Origin of the sequence: Rhodococcus sp. BP22 (genome assembly GCF_014281965.1) — a bacterium.
Lineage (GTDB): Bacteria > Actinomycetota > Actinomycetes > Mycobacteriales > Mycobacteriaceae > Rhodococcoides.
The window spans coordinates 159,692-174,976 of the sequence record NZ_JACFTB010000002.1 but is presented as its reverse complement, the minus strand read 5'-3'; the positions used below and the strand labels follow the sequence as shown (position 1 = coordinate 174,976).

19 protein-coding genes and 1 pseudogene are annotated in these 15,285 nt (G+C 61.8%); 5 read left to right on the top strand and 15 right to left on the bottom strand.

The window, feature by feature from the left end:
- The first annotated feature begins 55 nt into the window (after positions 1-55).
- Positions 56-820 (top strand): deoxyribonuclease IV, encoded by a 765-nt coding sequence (locus H2510_RS05340; RefSeq protein ID WP_186627318.1) that lies wholly within the window; start codon positions 56-58, stop codon positions 818-820.
- On the opposite strand, the gene H2510_RS05335 is transcribed toward H2510_RS05340, so the two are convergent.
- The 3 genes from H2510_RS05335 to H2510_RS05325 all read right to left on the bottom strand — a co-directional run bounded on the left by H2510_RS05335 (position 817) and on the right by H2510_RS05325 (position 3,320).
- Positions 817-1,485 (bottom strand): hypothetical protein, encoded by a 669-nt coding sequence (locus H2510_RS05335; protein ID WP_186627317.1) that lies wholly within the window; start codon positions 1,483-1,485, stop codon positions 817-819. The genes H2510_RS05340 and H2510_RS05335 overlap by 4 nt on opposite strands.
- 77 nt (positions 1,486-1,562) lie before the next feature.
- Positions 1,563-2,033 (bottom strand): DUF309 domain-containing protein, encoded by a 471-nt coding sequence (locus H2510_RS05330; RefSeq protein ID WP_186627316.1) that lies wholly within the window; start codon positions 2,031-2,033, stop codon positions 1,563-1,565.
- 6 nt (positions 2,034-2,039) lie between these two features.
- Positions 2,040-3,320 (bottom strand): multidrug effflux MFS transporter, encoded by a 1,281-nt coding sequence (locus H2510_RS05325; RefSeq protein ID WP_186627315.1) that lies wholly within the window; start codon positions 3,318-3,320, stop codon positions 2,040-2,042.
- Between the two features lie 69 nt (positions 3,321-3,389).
- Here H2510_RS05325 and H2510_RS05320 point away from each other — a divergent pair, with 69 nt between their 5' ends.
- The gene (locus H2510_RS05320) at positions 3,390-3,773 is read left to right on the top strand and encodes a hypothetical protein (protein ID WP_186627314.1); all 384 of its coding nucleotides are present in this window, start codon (positions 3,390-3,392) and stop codon (positions 3,771-3,773) included.
- 20 nt (positions 3,774-3,793) lie between these two features.
- Here the strand turns inward: H2510_RS05320 and H2510_RS05315 are convergent, their stop codons facing one another.
- The 5 genes and pseudogenes from H2510_RS05315 to H2510_RS21190 all read right to left on the bottom strand — a co-directional run.
- Positions 3,794-4,744: an aldo/keto reductase gene (locus tag H2510_RS05315; protein ID WP_186627313.1), complete on the bottom strand. Its 951-nt coding sequence runs from the start codon at positions 4,742-4,744 to the stop codon at positions 3,794-3,796.
- A 58-nt stretch (positions 4,745-4,802) separates the two neighbouring features.
- Positions 4,803-5,327 (bottom strand): VOC family protein, encoded by a 525-nt coding sequence (locus H2510_RS05310; RefSeq protein ID WP_186627312.1) that lies wholly within the window; start codon positions 5,325-5,327, stop codon positions 4,803-4,805.
- 63 nt (positions 5,328-5,390) lie between these two features.
- Entirely contained in the window at positions 5,391-6,332 is a 942-nt protein-coding gene (locus H2510_RS05305; RefSeq protein WP_397517320.1) for a DNA-3-methyladenine glycosylase family protein, read from the bottom strand.
- An 18-nt stretch (positions 6,333-6,350) separates the two neighbouring features.
- Positions 6,351-6,638 (bottom strand): hypothetical protein, encoded by a 288-nt coding sequence (locus tag H2510_RS21195; protein ID WP_397517329.1) that lies wholly within the window; start codon positions 6,636-6,638, stop codon positions 6,351-6,353.
- A pseudogene (locus tag H2510_RS21190) lies at positions 6,565-6,885 on the bottom strand (alcohol dehydrogenase catalytic domain-containing protein); the annotation flags it as partial. The pseudogene H2510_RS21190 and the gene H2510_RS21195, both read right to left, overlap by 74 nt.
- A gap of 108 nt (positions 6,886-6,993) precedes the next feature.
- On the opposite strand from H2510_RS21190, the gene H2510_RS05295 reads away from it, so the two are divergent.
- Positions 6,994-7,557: a ribonuclease H gene (locus tag H2510_RS05295; protein ID WP_186627311.1), complete on the top strand. Its 564-nt coding sequence runs from the start codon at positions 6,994-6,996 to the stop codon at positions 7,555-7,557.
- A 1-nt stretch (position 7,558) separates the two neighbouring features.
- Here H2510_RS05295 and H2510_RS05290 read toward each other — a convergent pair whose 3' ends face one another.
- The 3 genes from H2510_RS05290 to zapE form a co-directional block, all read right to left on the bottom strand.
- A complete protein-coding gene (locus H2510_RS05290; RefSeq protein ID WP_186627310.1) occupies positions 7,559-8,023 on the bottom strand; it encodes a MarR family winged helix-turn-helix transcriptional regulator in 465 nt (154 codons plus the stop codon).
- Complete coding sequence (locus tag H2510_RS05285; protein WP_186627309.1) at positions 8,001-9,095, bottom strand: LLM class flavin-dependent oxidoreductase; 1,095 nt, start codon at positions 9,093-9,095, stop codon at positions 8,001-8,003. The genes H2510_RS05290 and H2510_RS05285 overlap by 23 nt, the downstream gene beginning before the upstream one ends.
- Before the next feature lie 508 nt (positions 9,096-9,603).
- Positions 9,604-10,296: a cell division protein ZapE gene (gene zapE / locus H2510_RS21070; protein ID WP_315901252.1), complete on the bottom strand. Its 693-nt coding sequence runs from the start codon at positions 10,294-10,296 to the stop codon at positions 9,604-9,606.
- A 7-nt stretch (positions 10,297-10,303) separates the two neighbouring features.
- On the opposite strand from zapE, the gene H2510_RS05275 reads away from it, so the two are divergent.
- Positions 10,304-10,789, top strand: coding sequence for a TetR/AcrR family transcriptional regulator (locus H2510_RS05275; RefSeq protein ID WP_186627308.1), 486 nt, complete (start codon positions 10,304-10,306; stop codon positions 10,787-10,789).
- Here H2510_RS05275 and H2510_RS05270 read toward each other — a convergent pair.
- The 3 genes from H2510_RS05270 to H2510_RS05260 form a co-directional block, all read right to left on the bottom strand.
- On the bottom strand, positions 10,779-11,591 hold the full coding sequence (locus tag H2510_RS05270; RefSeq protein ID WP_186627307.1) for a maleylpyruvate isomerase family mycothiol-dependent enzyme: 813 nt from the start codon (positions 11,589-11,591) through the stop codon (positions 10,779-10,781). The two genes, H2510_RS05275 and H2510_RS05270, sit on opposite strands and share 11 nt — an antisense overlap.
- Before the next feature lie 78 nt (positions 11,592-11,669).
- Positions 11,670-12,569 (bottom strand): oxidoreductase, encoded by a 900-nt coding sequence (locus H2510_RS05265; protein WP_186627306.1) that lies wholly within the window; start codon positions 12,567-12,569, stop codon positions 11,670-11,672.
- Positions 12,570-12,655: 86 nt separating this feature from the next.
- Positions 12,656-13,012, bottom strand: a complete 357-nt coding sequence (locus H2510_RS05260) for a hypothetical protein (protein ID WP_186627305.1) — start codon at positions 13,010-13,012, stop codon at positions 12,656-12,658.
- Positions 13,013-13,127: 115 nt separating this feature from the next.
- On the opposite strand from H2510_RS05260, the gene H2510_RS05255 reads away from it, so the two are divergent.
- The gene (locus H2510_RS05255) at positions 13,128-14,810 is read left to right on the top strand and encodes a dihydroxyacetone kinase family protein (protein WP_186627304.1); all 1,683 of its coding nucleotides are present in this window, start codon (positions 13,128-13,130) and stop codon (positions 14,808-14,810) included.
- Here H2510_RS05255 and H2510_RS05250 read toward each other — a convergent pair.
- Positions 14,793-15,284 carry a GAF domain-containing protein gene (locus H2510_RS05250; RefSeq protein WP_186627303.1) on the bottom strand — a complete coding sequence of 164 codons (492 nt, stop codon included), beginning with the start codon at positions 15,282-15,284 and terminating at the stop codon, positions 14,793-14,795. The genes H2510_RS05255 and H2510_RS05250 overlap by 18 nt on opposite strands.
- Position 15,285 lies beyond the last annotated feature (1 nt).

The window sequence follows — 15,285 nt, the reverse complement described above, 5'->3', positions numbered from 1 at the left end:
CGGGAGTCTTCACTATCGGGGGACACCCTGAGGTGCGCCCACCTATCATGGATACATGCGAATCGGGGCACACGTCCGCGACTCCGCCGACCCAATCGGTTCCGCGGAGAGTTTCGGCGTCGATCTGGTTCAGCTTTTTCTCACCGATCCGCAGAAGTGGAACAAGCTCGAGCCCCACCCCCAGGGCGAGGACTTGAAAGCCGGCAACATCGACGTCGTCGTGCACTCGTCGTATGTCTTGAACGTGGCGAGCCTGAACAATCGGATCAGGATTCCTTCGCGTAAGGCAGTGATCGAGCAATCTGCGGCCGCTGCCGAGATCGGCGCGATCGGTCTGGTCGTACACGGTGGTCACGTGCGTGATGGCGAGGACACCACGAAGGGCGTCGAGAACTGGCGCAAGTTGTTCGAGCGGCAGGAGGATGTGGGGGGCTTCGGCGTGCCGATCTTCATCGAGAACACAGCGGGCGGAGATTTCGCCATGGCTCGCCACTTCGACGACATTGCGCGGCTGTGGGACGCCGTCGGCGAATTCGGTGCCGGTTTCTGTCTCGATACGTGCCACGCTTGGGCGGGAGGCGAAGAGCTCGTCGGCGTCGTGGATCGAATCAAAGCCATCACGGGCCGAATAGACCTGGTGCACCTCAATAATTCGCGCGACGAGTTCGGCTCTGCGCGCGACCGGCATGCCAACCTCGCCGACGGAACGATCGATGCCGAGGTGTTGGTCGCGGTCGCCGAGGCAGCAGACGCTCCGGTGATCCTCGAAACGCCCGCCGACGGACTGGCCGAGGACGTTCGATTTCTGAAGAGCCTTTAGAGGAACATCGAGATCGTCTTCTCCCAGAAGCGTTCGAAGTCGTCGACGTCTGCGCAGGTGAAGACTCGGCTGTTCCAGCGGAACTCGGTGTCCACCATGGTGACGCCTTCGATTTCGATGACGTTGCAGGTGACGGACAGGTTGTGGGTCAGCGGGTCACCGTCGTCGGGGACGGCTTTACCGGTGCCGTACTCGAACGAAATCTGAGCGCCGGCTCTTCGTGCCAGCGCTGGAGGGCTCAGCACGTGCTTGGCGGTACCGAAGTCCAAACCTTCGTTGGGGGCTGCGGCGACGCGGCGACGGACTTCGGAGGTGAGTACGTCGACATGGCCGGTGGACGGAAGGCGTACCGGGAAGAAACCACGATCCTCGGACGCTGCGTCGAGATTGCCGAATCGGCCGGCTTCGATGTCGACGAGCACTCCGGAGGTGCAGTTACGGCAGCGATCGCTCTGCCACGAACCGACGGTGGCGGCGAGGACGGCAAGCAGGGTGGTGGCCGGTGGATGATGCGCACCCGCCCATTGGGTACGCGAGGAAGTGACGACCGAGGAATCGATCGTGTCTATCCGGGGATCGGTGCGACGGCTTCCGAACGGCCGTTCTTCGGGAGTGAGAACTGCAACCCAGTAAGGAACCTGTGCCGCCGCGGACTGTGCTTTCACCGACTGCCTTCCGCTCAGTGTCGCCTAACCTAACTATTCTCACTGTAGCGAGATCGGGAACGATTGGCGAGAGGGGGTCAGCCCAGAAGCCGAGGAGCCGAAGGTGACGGCGGAAGATCCCCGTCGTTCAGGCGGTCGAGAAGCTCTTGCGACCACACCAGAAGCCCGGCCACATCGAGTCCGTACGGCGGATCGACTTCGTAACCGTGGATGCGATCGTGGCCTTGTTCGAGCAGTGATCGAGCCCCCACGGCGTTGCCACGTAAAAGGTGTGTCAGGCCTACGGCGAGCTGAGCGAGACCCTGCCAGAGCATCTGCTCCGGTTCCGGTGAGTCCTTCCATGTTCCTTCGAGAATTTCGTGGGCATGGAAGGGCATGTCGGCATCGAGTAATTGTTGTGCTCTCGCGATGGACTCGTGCGGCGGAAGCCTGAGGTCCTCTGGGATCCGTTCGACACCGATTGCATCGCGTGCGAGCGGCCGTCCCAAACCGTCACGGGGGCGTGCATTCAGCGGTTTACCGTAAGCATCGCGTTCTCGGTCCGGCATGTGCGGTCACACCTTGCTGGTCGTCGTCACCGTGTGGGTCTTCGCGGTCGGGGTCTTCACAGTTACTGCGATCAGCGCGAGGAGCGCAATCGCGGAGACACCGACCATCGTGACCGATACTGCCACGGCATCGTTGCCGAGGACACCGACGACCGGTGCCACGATAGCGCCGGACCCGAACTGTGCAGCGCCGAGCAGCGCCGCAGCAGTTCCCGCGGCTTCACCGTGCCGGGACAGAGCCAGGGCAGGTGCGTTCGGCATGACGAATCCGACTGCCCCGAGGACGAACCACAGCGGAATCAGGAAGCCGAATATGCCGCCGATATCGGCGACGGCGAGGACGGTCATCACTGCGGCAGCGAGCACGCCCGCCGACAATGCGCTGATCACGATGCGTACCGGTGTGAAGTGGGCGAGGAGAACCACGTTGAGCTGTGAGGCACCGATCAGGGCAATCGCACCGAGCGCGAATACGACGGCGAATTGCTGCTCGTCGAGTTCGAATTGTTCCTGGAGCACGAACGACGAACCTGCGACGTAGGCGAAGAGGGCGGACATCGCGAGAGCGGCAACCAGCACGAGTACGACGAACTGTCCGTCGCGCAGGAGGCTGCCGTAGGTGCGGACCACCGGCATGATGCCGCGACCGCGACGACGCTCCGGTGGCAGGGATTCACGAAGTGAGAACACAGCGAGGACGAGCAAAGCCACACCGAGCACGGCAAGGACACCGAACACCCAGCGCCACGAGCCGGCAAGAAGAACCGCTCCACCCAGCGACGGCGCCAGGACCGGCGCAACCCCCATGACCAGCATCAGACGGGACAGAACAGTTGCGGCGGCTCTACCAGTGAACAGATCGCGTACGACGGCCATTGCCACGACCGCAGCTGCTGCTGCGCCCAGGCCTTGCAGCCCACGAAAGAGACCGAGGACGGCGACATTGGGAGCGAGGACGCACAGCAGTGATGCGACGACGTGGACCGCTGTGCCGGCGATGAGTGGCAGCCGACGGCCGATGATGTCGGACAGTGGACCGATGACGAGCTGGCCGAGGGCCAATCCGATCAGTGTTCCGGTCAGCGTGAGCTGCACTGCGGCCGAGGACGAGTTCAGATCGTCGACGATCGCCGGCAGTGCGGGTAGGTACATGTCGATGGTCAGTGGGCCCAGCGCGATGAGCGCACCGAGAACGAGAATGACTCTCAGTCGCTCGGACGATGTCGGCTCGGTGAGGACCACTGCTGGTTGGTCGACAGTCGCTGTTCGTTCCGGGGCTCGAGACACCCAAAGGTCAGCAACAGAGATGATCGATATGTTCCCGAGTGGGAAGCGTTGGGGCTAGAGTCCGCAATCGTGACCACGCCAGAGGACAGTCCGCGGCAGGCAATCGCCCGGGCGTACATCGATTCCTTGCTCTCCCACGATCCGAGCGCAGTGAAGTTCGCGCCCCACGCACGTCGCGTAGAGAACGGATTGACCACCGGATTTTCAGGTCCGGGCTTGATCAAGGCGCTCGGCAACGCGTTCTACTACCGTGCGATCATCGCGATCCGGAACATCGAACTCACTGAATCCGGAGACATGGTCCACTCGACCTTCCTCATCGATGCGGGATTGCGTGGCAAGCGGATGGTGACCGTCTCGGTCGAGGAAAGCTTCCTGATCCCGGACGGCACCATCCACCACATTCGCGCAAAGCTTCGCGTCCCCCTCAAGCGGGCACGCGCAACCGCCTGAAACTTCGGTGTAGAGCCCGCCTACGCGGACACGGCCGTCGACGTCGCGTCGAGCCGGGCAAGCTCGTCCGTCGACAAGGTCAGCGCCGGGGCGGCCATCAACGCGGGCAGCTGAGAGATTGTGCTGGCGCTCGCGATAGGTGCCGTAACAGTTGGCTGATGCAGCAGCCACGCGAGCGCGACGGTGGCGATCTCTTCTTCGTGAGCCTCGGCGATCTCGCTCAGCGCATCGACAACCTCGAGTCCCTTGGCGGTGAAGTAGCTCTTGGCGAGTTGCTTCCGGGGCTGGCCGCCCTCTAGATCCTCGCGCACGCGGTATTTGCCGGTCAGGAACCCCGACGCCAGCGAGAAGTAAGGAAAGACTCCGAGATCGTTGTCGGCGGCGAGTGGGGCAAGGTCGGATTCGTAGGCGTTCCGAGTGACCAGATTGTAGTGCGGCTGCAGGGCGACCGGTGCGGCGAAACCGTTGTCGTGTGCGACCTTCAACCATTCCGCGACGCGATCGGCCGAGAAGTTGGAGATCGCGACGTACCGGACCTTGCCGTCCTGGATCAGCGAATCGAACGCTGCGAGCGTGTCCACGAGTGGGGCGTCGCCGGAATCGGTATGGGCGAAGTAGACGTCGATGTGATCGCTTTGTAGCCGCCTCAACGACGCCTCGGCCGCGGCGGCTATGTTCTTCGGTGTCAGTCCCTTGAACTCGGGATGTTGGGCGACCTTGGTGGCGATGACGACGTCGTCGCGGTTGCCTCGGGCGGCAGTCCAGTTCCCGATGACGGATTCGGATTCGCCACCCGAGTTGCCGTCGACGAACGCGGTATACGAGTCGGCCGTGTCGATGAAGTTTCCACCACCAGCGGTGAATGCGTCGAGAATCTCGAAAGACGTGCTTTCGTCGCTGGTCCAGCCGAAGGTATTGCCACCGAGAGCCAGTGGGAAAATATCGAGGTTCGAATGTCCGATTGCTACCACCAAATACTCCTTCAGTCGTCCAGAACCAATCGTGCCGGTGACACCGATCAGGTATTACTTACTCCGCTCGGGCGACAACCGGGCTGGAGATACCGATGCCGCTGGCGGTGTCGCTACCGTAGCGCTCGATCTCGGCGTCGAGATCCAGCGGCCGAATCGAAGCGCTCGCCTCGATGGTGTACGCGTCGAGCAGGTTCAGTGGAACCAACCAGACGATCTCGAACTCGAGACCGTCGGGATCCTTGCCGTAGAGGCTCTTGGTGGTGCCATGGTCGGACGCGCCTACGAGTCCGCCTGCAGCCGAGAGCTTCTGGGCGATGTCGGCCAAGTCTGCCAATGTCTGCACTTCCCACGCCAAGTGGTACAGGCCGGCCGTGCTCCCGGTTTTGTGTGCGACTGGTCCACCGGTTGCTTGGAAGAGTCCGAGGTCGTGGTCGTTGGAACTGGCATTCGCCTGCATGAAGGCGGCGGAGGCACCTATCCGCATTGTGGTCCGGAAACCGAGGACGTCGGTATAGAACGTAACCGACCTCTCGACGTTGCCGACGTAGAGGACGGCGTGATTGAGACGTTGGATTGGCATGGGGACCTCGATTACTAGTGAACTTGAAGCTTCAACTAACTGTACGCCACAATGCGGATGATGTCAGTTGCCGGTGTGGTCGACGAGCGGCGTGCGAGGTCCGAACTTCGGTTTGACGGCCTTGCCGCTCACTGCAAGAAGTCGCACCGCCCGAAATCTGTGCGGTGCAAGAGGTTCGAGGTACTGGACCATGCCGGCATCATCGAGAGGGTGTCCCAGTAGCGACCAACCCACGACGGCAGCCAAGTGATAGTCACCCACGGACAACGCGTCGGGATCTCCGAATGCGCGTTGCGCGACCTCGGCGGCAGTCCAGACGCCTACCCCCGGAATCGCCCGCAGCCGACGCGTCCCGTCCGCAGCGGACATCGTCGCAGTCTCTTCGAGCCGGCCTGCCGACTGGGCGCAGCGAACGATGGTCTTCGACCTGGCCGGATCGACGTTTGCCAGATGAAACTCCCACGACGGGATCATGCGCCACACCTCCGCCGCGGGTGGCACGAACATCGGCTTCGGCGTCGGCCCAGGGGCGCGCTCACCGAACTTGGTGACGAGTCGACGCCAAGACGCGAACGCGGAAATTCCGTGCACACGCTGTTCCAGAATGGCCGGCACCAAAGCTTCCATGACGAGGCCGGTACGGCCGAGTCGGAGGTGTGGAAACTCCCGATGCGCCTGAATCAGCGTCGGATGCTCGGGCGCGAAATCGGACGCGTCGTCGTCGATGCCAAGCAGAGCGGGCAGCATGCCCGTGAACTCTGCAGCGCCGGGTCCCCAGGCCTCGCTTCGAACGCTGAACCGTGAAATTTGCGTCAAGCGGTATGTGAGAAGGCCTGTTTTCAGACGTGAGGTTCGCCACACCGAGCCGGCTGAGTCGCGCTCGAAAGTGGGGTCACCTTTGCCTCGACGAAGCGGAGAGAGCGTCATCGCCACGTCCATCGGGTGCTCCGAAACGAACTCGGTCACGACCGAGTTCGAGGCGGCGTGGAGATCGGACGACAACATGTCCGATCGAGCCTAGCGCTAGAACCGACCGGCGACCGAAACGACAGTTCGACCGGTGATCTGTCCCTCTCGGATCTTGTCGAGAGCGGATTGGACGTCGGTAACGGGAATCTCCGTCGTGAGTGCGGCGAGGTGTCTCGGACGCATGTCGGTTTCGAGTTGCTGCCAGATTGCCCGCCTGCGCTCGATCGGCAACTGCACCGAGTCGATGCCGAGCAGTGTGATCCCTCGCGGAGTAACCACCATGTTGCGCGGTGCCGATGTCGTACCCGTGAGCGACCACGGATTGCCCGACAGTGAAGTCACTGCTCGTGGAATATCCGATCATTCCCGCGATATCGATTCCGGGAATGATCGGATATTCGCGTACGACGCCACCTTTCGGAGTGATCGCCAAAGCGTCCTTGAAGTTGACGGACGAATACTCCACAGCGATGGTGACAACGCCCGATCGGTCGGCGTGCGTCGGTAGAAACGACTCGTCCACCGGTTCCTGAGCGAGCACGATCCCGTCGGATTCCCGGGCGACAAGAGCTTTGAAGGACGAGGGCACGGAGTTGCTCACAAGAGACGATCATTCCGATTTCGGTTGCGTACCGACCATATCCAATCCAGCGCGGCGCCTGTTGTTTGTCGGAGGACCGAAGTAGGGTCCTGCTTCGTGATCATTGTGAGTACGGATGGCTCGTGTCTGCGTAATCCGGGAGGCGCAATCGGGTGGGCTTGGGTCGATCACACCGGTCCCAGCAACTCCGGCGGCGAGCCGTCGGGAACCAATCAGATCGCCGAGTTACGGGCTCTCCTCGAAGCAATTCTGGCTCATCCCGGCGATGAGCCATTGTCCATCGAATCGGACTCCCAGTACGCCATCAAGTGTGCATCCGAATGGCTTCCCGGGTGGAAGCGCAAAGGGTGGATAACCTCTTCCGGTTCCCCGGTCAGCAACATCGAGCTCATCAAGAGCATCGATGCCGCGATCACCGAGCGCACCGGGCCGGTCCGGTTTCGTTGGGTGCGCGGACACGTCGGGAATCATTTCAACGAAGCCGCCGACGCGCTGGCCGGCGAAGCTGCGCGCGCAGTTGCTGCTTCCGGAGCAGTTGCGACGCCCGCGAAAGCTGTACCTGCAAAAGCTGCGCCCGCAAAGGTCGCACCGAGCAAGCCGGTTACGAGTAGGCAAGCCAAGCTCGCGCAACCTGCCGACGAGGTCGCGACTCTCTTCTAGTTCACTCCCCGATGTCGACCTGCGCGAGTCTGAGTTTGGTGCACAGTCTTTCGAGAAGGGTCAGTTCTTCGTCGTCGAGTGCCTCGCCGACGTACCGCCGTATTCGGGCAGCGTGTTTGAGGCCGATGGACCGTTGTACCGCAAGCCCTTCGTCGGTGAGTGCGATGACAGTTCCACGCTTGTCGTCCGGATCCTGTTGGCGGGCTACATAACCCAGCTTTTCGAGCCGCTCGCACATCCGGCTCAGCGAGGGCTGGCTGAGTAGAATCTCGTGATTCAGATCGTGCAGCCGAAGCCCCGATTCGGGACACTTGCTCAATGTGAACAGGACGTCGTATTCGCGCAGGCTGATCGGATCCCAGATGTCGTCGGCGGTGAACCGACGCATCAGAGATACCTGGGAGCGAAACAAGGCCTCCCAGGCATCGACTGCCAGCTCGGTGCTAGACGGAGACACTGACGGCATTCTTTTCCGCAAGCATCGTCGAGTGCGTTGGCGGGTTCTCCGGGACTCCTTCGGGGCGACGTGCAGCGAATTCCTTGCGCAGTGTCGGCACCACTTCCTCGCCGAGAAGGTCGAGCTGCTCGAGTACGGTCTTCAGCGGCAGCCCAGCGTGATCCATCAGGAACAACTGCCGTTGGTAGTCACCGAAGAAGTCTGCGAACGCCAACGTCTTCTCGATCACCTGCTGCGGTGAACCGACCGTCAGTGGGGTCTGCTCGGTGAACTCCTCCATGGTCGGGCCGTGTCCGTACACGGGCGCGTTGTCGAAGTAGGGACGGAACTCGTTCACCGCATCCTGACTGTTCTTCCTCATGAACGCCTGGCCACCGAGGCCGACGATCGCCTGGTCTGCGCGGCCGTGTCCGTAATGCTCGTAGCGTTCGCGGTAGAGGTTGATGAGCGCAATGTAGTGCTCCTTCGGCCAGAAGATGTTGTTCGCGAAGAATCCGTCGCCGTGGTACGCCGCGATCTCGGCGATCTCCGGGCTCCGAATCGAACCGTGCCAGACGAACGGCGGAATGTCGTCGAGTGGGCGGGGCGTAGAGGTGAAGTTGTCGAGCGGGGTGCGAAAGTTGCCCTTCCAGGTGACGACATCCTCGGTCCACAGGCGTCGGAGCAGCTGGTAGTTCTCGAGGGCCAGCGGAATGCCCTGACGGATGTCCTGACCGAACCATGGATACACCGGTGCCGAGTTGCCGCGGCCCATGATGAGGTCGACGCGTCCTTCGGAGAGATGCTGAAGCATTGCGTAATCCTCGGCGATCTTCACCGGGTCGTTGGTGGTGATCAGCGTCGTGGACGTGGAAAGAATCAGCTTCTCGGTCTGGGCAGCGATGTATCCGAGCATCGTCGTCGGTGAGGACGGTACGAATGGACGGTTGTGATGTTCTCCCGTCGCGAAGACGTCGAGGCCGACGTCCTCGGCGTGCTTGGCGATGGTGACCATCGCCTTGATGCGCTCATGCTCGGTGGGCGCCTGCCCTGTGGTCGGGTCGACCGTGACGTCGCCGACGGTGAAGATTCCGAATTGCATGTCTGCTCCTAGCACCGAGTTGTCGAAACGAAGTTCATGCGTTTGCATTGACCTCTGCGGTAACCAGGTACCCGTGAGAACTATTCCGTTCGCCAGGTAAAAGAAATTTTCAACCCTGACCCATCCGCCTTCCTACCTGTGGCGAATGAACAATGAGACACCCGCTGCTGCTGTCGCCCCCGACCGCCGTCAGCAGTGGGTGTCTCTCTTACTTTGTTCAGTTGACCTCACTCGACCGGCCCACCGCCGTCGCTGGAAGGTGGGCCAATCTGTCGCCCAGGGTCTACTTCTGGTCCGTCCGCTGGTTGCGGGGAATGCCCCACTGCTTGATAACAGCCCCACCGCATAAAGCGCCGAGAGCGCATTGCCCAACAGGCGCGTCTGGATCACCGCGCCCAATCCCGATAACTCGCTCCTCGAAACTATGTCGTTGGATCACCCATCCACCGTGCCAACAGCGGCGAATGAACAATGAGACACCCGCTGCTGCTGTCGCCCCCGACCGCCGTCAGCAGTGGGTGTCTCTCTGACCTTCTGCAGGCAGCTCGCACAGTCTGCTCGAGATCCTCGCCATGTCGAGGCCGCTACATCCCGCTGTGAAACTCGCCAGCGGGACCATGGCGTGAAAATGCGTCGGAACATCCGCGTCGTACAGCACGTCGATCAGGTTGCAGAAACGCTGGACGGCATTGTCGTCTGCATCCTTCAGCGCCGGAATGCCGCGGACTGTCAGGGATTCGATTCCGTCGATCATCGCCAAATAGTCACCCGTCGATCTGGGTTCGACACAGAGTTCGGTGAACGACCACCCGAACGACGCATCCGCCGTCGACCATGTGCCCGTCGGGAATCTGGTCGAGGAGATTCCATTGACTCGATAGTCGAGCGGTCCATCGACTGCGAGCACATGCATCCGAGATTCCAGCAGCGCGATCGTGGGCGCAAACGCCTCGTGGAACAGTGGATTCGGCAACAAGCCTGCGGGCGGGTAGTTCGACGTCGCCACCAACGTGACCCCGCGAGCGAACAGTTCGTCGAGCGTGCGGGCGAGGAGCCTCGCGTCTCCGATATCGTGCACGTGGAATTCGTCGAAGCACAACACTGCTATGTCTCCCAGCAGTTCGTCCAGAGCCCGCTTCAGCGAGAATCCATGCCGAAAGTACGACGCGTGGAGGTCACGAAAGAAGCTGTGGAAGTGCACTCGCTTCGTGGCGACACCGGTGATGGACGCGGCGCTCGAATTGCCTTCCGGCTCAACCTCGTACTACTTCCGTACCAAGCAGGACCTGATCGATGCGGTGGTCGCACGAATCACGGAGTCATCACGTGCAGCTTTCGAACAAGTGACCTCAGGCGACCCCGTGGAAGTGACGGTTAGCTATCTGGCAGATCTCCTGACCGAACGTGCGGATCAGCTGAGGGCACGGCATGCGCTGACCATCGATCCGACCGTCGAACCCGCGGCGCGCGATCGACTGGCGCGGTGTCTGTTCTCAGCCGAGGGTGCCACTGAACTGCTCGGTGAGGTCCGGCAAGGAGAGGGATTTGTTGCCCTGTGCGAAGGGCTCATCGCCGTTGCGTTGATGCGTGGTTACGACAGAGCGCTGGGTTACGACGTCGAGTCCCTACGTGCCCCGGTAGCCAGATATCTCGACGGCCCCCGGGGCGTAGCGCGGACAGAAACTATTTGGTGAATGCCAACGATTGGACGATCTGCAGGCCGAGTGACTCGTCGCCGAGATATTCGATCCGGTCTACCGCAGCGGAAGCGTCGATCCGGCCACCGCACAGGCGGGTGAAATCTCCGGTCGGAAGCGCGATCGTGACCGTCGCGGGGCCTGCCAGTTCTTCGACGACCTGTGCTCGCCCGGTGACGTCGACGTGTGCTCGGCGGGGCCGGTTACCGGTCAGGTCGAAGGTGACCGACGAGCCTTCGGGTGCTTTGCCTAGTTTGCCGACGATGTATCCGAGTCCTTGGACGATTTCGTCGACGGAATAGTCGGCAGCGACGGTGTCCATTCCTCCGGGCGTTCCGATGGCGTCGCGGATGTCCTGCTCGTGCATCCAGCAGTCGAACACTCGGATACGCATGAATCGTCCGTACGTCGCTTGTCCGGCAGGGGTCCATGATGGCGCTGCGAAGTCCTCGTCCGACATTGCCTCGAGCGTGCGAGCTCGATCGCTCGTGACCGTCCGGAACCGTTCGATCAACTCGGCGGGGCTCAGATGACTGAACGCCTGAATCCACTTTTCGTTGAGCACGCCCATGTCGTTGTGTACGTGCGCGAGTGTGCTGACGTCGATGTCGGATTCCGGAGGCGTTTGCCCGGCGAGCGAGAGTTCGGTGCCGACGATATGCGCGATCACATTGTGGACGCTCCAGCCCGGGCAGGGCGTGGAGGAGGCCCACTGGTCTTCGTCCAGTTCGCGCACCAGCGCGTCGATGGATGCCCACTCCTCGATCAGTGCCTTTACGATGCTGTCCTTGTCGATCACTGTGTGCTCCCGTTCGTTCGAGATTGTCCGGTCGGCCGGTTGTCGCGGTAGAAGTAATTGCTGCACAAGAGCGTTCAGCTACTTCCCGAAGTCGTACGTGATCCCGGTGAGTCTTTCGCTTGCGTGCCAAAGCTTTTCGGCAAGGTCTGCGTCCTGAGCTTTGGACGACATTTTGGCCGGACCGGGGACGCCCCTGGATTCGAACAACGAGGTAGGTCCGCTGTACGAGCCCGGCCCGCCGCTTTCGAGGGCGTACAGCGTAGGAAGAGCACCTGCGCGTGCGGACTGGGATATGAACTTGAGCCCGATCGAAGCGGCGAGGGCGGCGATCTTCGAACTCCCCAAACCGTCCGGGCTGGTGTAGAGCGCAGTCTCGGAAATACCAGGGTGCGCTGCATTGCTGGTGATCGGGATTCCCGCCCTGTCCAGCCTGCGTTGAAGTTCGAGCGCGAACAGTAGATTCGCGAGCTTCGAATTGGCATACATCCGCTGCGGTTGATAGCCCTTGGTCGCTTGCAGGTCTTCGAAGTCCAACTTCGGTCCCTGCTTGTGCGCAACCGAGGAGACGGTCACGACCGTTGCGTGATCTGCTGCACGCAGATTCGGCAGCAGGTGGCCGGTCAAGGCGAAGTGTCCCAGATGGTTCGTTCCGAATTGGAGCTCGAAACCATCCTTGGTTTCCGCTCTCCTCGCAGGCATCATCACGCCCGCATTGTTGATCAGAACGTCGAGAGTCTTCGGGGCGGACTCGGCGAACTCGCGGACCGAACCGAGGTCGGCGAGGTCGAGGTGGGCGGTGTCGACAGTACCTTCGGGTGCCTCCGCGGCGATTTTCTCTGCTGCCCTGTTCGCCTTGTCCAAGTTTCGGCAGGCCAACGTGACGTGGTCGCCCTGCTTGACCAGTTCGAGTGCTGTGAAGTAACCGATACCGGTGTTTCCGCCGGTGAGAATGACATTTCGCTGCTTGTTGTCTGGCACGGGCAAAGGTTACCTTCGGCGAATCGGATCTGCCTATGACCGAAATAGGCGCAGGGTCGACGCAGCGTCGGTCGATTTAGCGCCCGCTAGTTCCAGAGCACAGCGACAAACACATTTACGATCGCCAGTCCACCGGCAGCATGGACCAGGTTAACCACTGGCTCGGAGCGCTTCTGCCGGGCGCGGGCGATCTCGGCACAGGCGACGACGGCCAGGCCGACGAGCAACTTCACGCCGATCTTCCCCATGTTGTAGTCCTTGCCCAGAGAATCCACGCTCTCGCCCAATCCGACGAGGACGATGCCTGCCAAGAACGCGATCCGCGCGCCCCACACCATCACCTCGGTGATGCGCGGTGCCTTGATCACTGTGAGATACCCGCCCACGATGGCAGCCATTGCGACAAGGTGGACAAGAACCACGACGTTGTATATGAATTCCATGCCGTCACCCTATCGGTCACCACCAGCAATAATGAGCAGCCGACGCAATGTCGCACCACGAGGAGTTGCCACTTCGATCAGGCCCGCAGTCGTTCTCGCTGGCTAGTGTGGAGAGATGTTCGTCAACTCAGCCGACACGTTCGTTGCCGACGCCCTCCGCGGCCTGGTGGCTTCCACCGACGACATTGCCTGGCAGCCCGATCCAGGATTCCTTTCCCGACGCGACCGAATCCCGCAGGGTCAGGTCGCGTTGCTGTCGGGCGGTGGATCAGGCCACGAACCGATGCACGCAGGCTTCATCGGCGAAGGGATGCTCACGGCAGTCTGCCCCGGGTTGGTATTCACCTCGCCGAACTCTCTCCAGGTGCATGAAGCGTCCAAGGCGATCAGTGCAGGCGGCGGCGTGTTGCACATCGTCAAGAACTACACCGGTGACGTGATGAACTTCCGCATCGCGCGGGATTTGTTGCGCGAGGACGGTATCGAAACGGATTTCGTTCTGGTCGACGACGACGTCGCGACCGAACGCTCCGATGGGGACGGTCCCGGTCGGCGTGGGACTGCAGCGACGGTCGTCGTCGAAAAGGTATGTGGTGCTGCGGCGCAACGGGGTGACTCGCTCGATGAGGTTGTATCGCTGGGTCGACGGGTGGCATCGAACTCGCGCAGTATGGCGGTGGCCCTGGGGCCGTGCACTCTTCCCGGTTCGGCTGCGCCGTCATTCGACCTGCCCGAAGACGAGATCGAATTGGGCATCGGTATCCACGGCGAGCGCGGAACGTCTCGTGTTCCGACGATGTCGGCGCGAGACATCGTCGCCGAGTTGGCGGGCGCCGTGGTGGCTTCGCTCGCGCTCGAACGCGGCGACACCGTGCTCGCATTCGTCAACGGTCTGGGCGGCACCCATCCGTTGGAACTGCATCTACTGTTCGGTGAGCTGGCAGAGTACTTGTCGGACAAGGGAATAGCTATTGCCCGCACCCTCGTCGGAAGCTTCGTGACGGCTTTGGACATGGCAGGCGCTTCGATCACGCTCGTCCGTGTCGACGAGGAGATCCTCCAACTGTGGGATGCTCCGACATCCGCGCCTGGGTGGCCCAATGCCGCGCAATCGGAGTTCCGCGGCGTCGGCGAACGAGGCGGCTTCGGTCCGAGCTTCACCCCTAGCGTAACGAGCAGTGACACAAGCGTATTCGTTGGCAAGTGGGTGTCGAGTTGGGTGCGGCGGGTGCTCGACGAAGAGCCGGCCTTGACAGATCTTGACCGGAAAGCCGGGGATGGGGACTTCGGAACCAACATGGTGGCCGCGCTCCATCGGCTCGATCTCGCCAACATCCGCGAAGAACTGCCGGCAGCAACGGTATTCGAGGCAGTGTCCGAGGCGTACCTGGGTCACGCGGGCGGAACATCCGGTGCACTGTTCGGGTTATGGTTTCGGCAGTTCTACCGTGAACTCGGTGAGACCGTAGACCTCGACGCCATCGCGCGCGCCGCACGGCACGGGCTGGACAGCATCACCGAACTCGGCGGCGCACAGGTTGGCGACAAGACCATGGTCGACGCCATTGCTCCTGCCGTGGCAGCGTTGGAAGAGGCAACGTCACTGGTGGCCGGACTCCATGCGGCCGCCGTAGCTGCCACGGAAGGTGCCGAATCCACCAGCGAAATGACGGCGAACCGCGGTCGCGCGTCGTACGTCGGCGAGGCGGCCCGCGGTGTCACCGACCCAGGCGCACTGGTGATGGCGTGGTACTTCGAGGCAGCGTCGGATGCTGCAGAGTCAGTGCTCGCCCAGTGAGGAGAGAAACACTAGCGCCAGTGCTTCGAGACCGGCTTGATCGTCGGCATCGAATCGATTCGGTCTCGGGCTGTCGAGGTCGAAGACTCCGATCAACTTTCCATCGCTGCTGAGCGGAACCACCAACTCCGATCGCGTGGCAGCATCACAGGCGATATGTCCGGGGAAGGCATGGACGTCTTCGACACGCTGTGTCTCCAGTGTCGTCGCTGCGGCCCCGCACACTCCTTTGTCGAGTGCGATGCGCACACACGCAGGCTGCCCCTGAAACGGTCCGACGACCAGCTCGACGCCGTCGTACAGGTAGAAACCGACCCAGTTGACCTCGGGGAGCGCGTGATAGACCAGAGCAGAAATGTTGGCGGCATTGGCGATTCGATCCGATTCTCCGGACACCAGCGCTCGAGCCTGCTGTACCAATTGGGCGTACTGCTCGGTCTTGGTACCGGCAAGTGAGGTGGCGGTGAACGACATA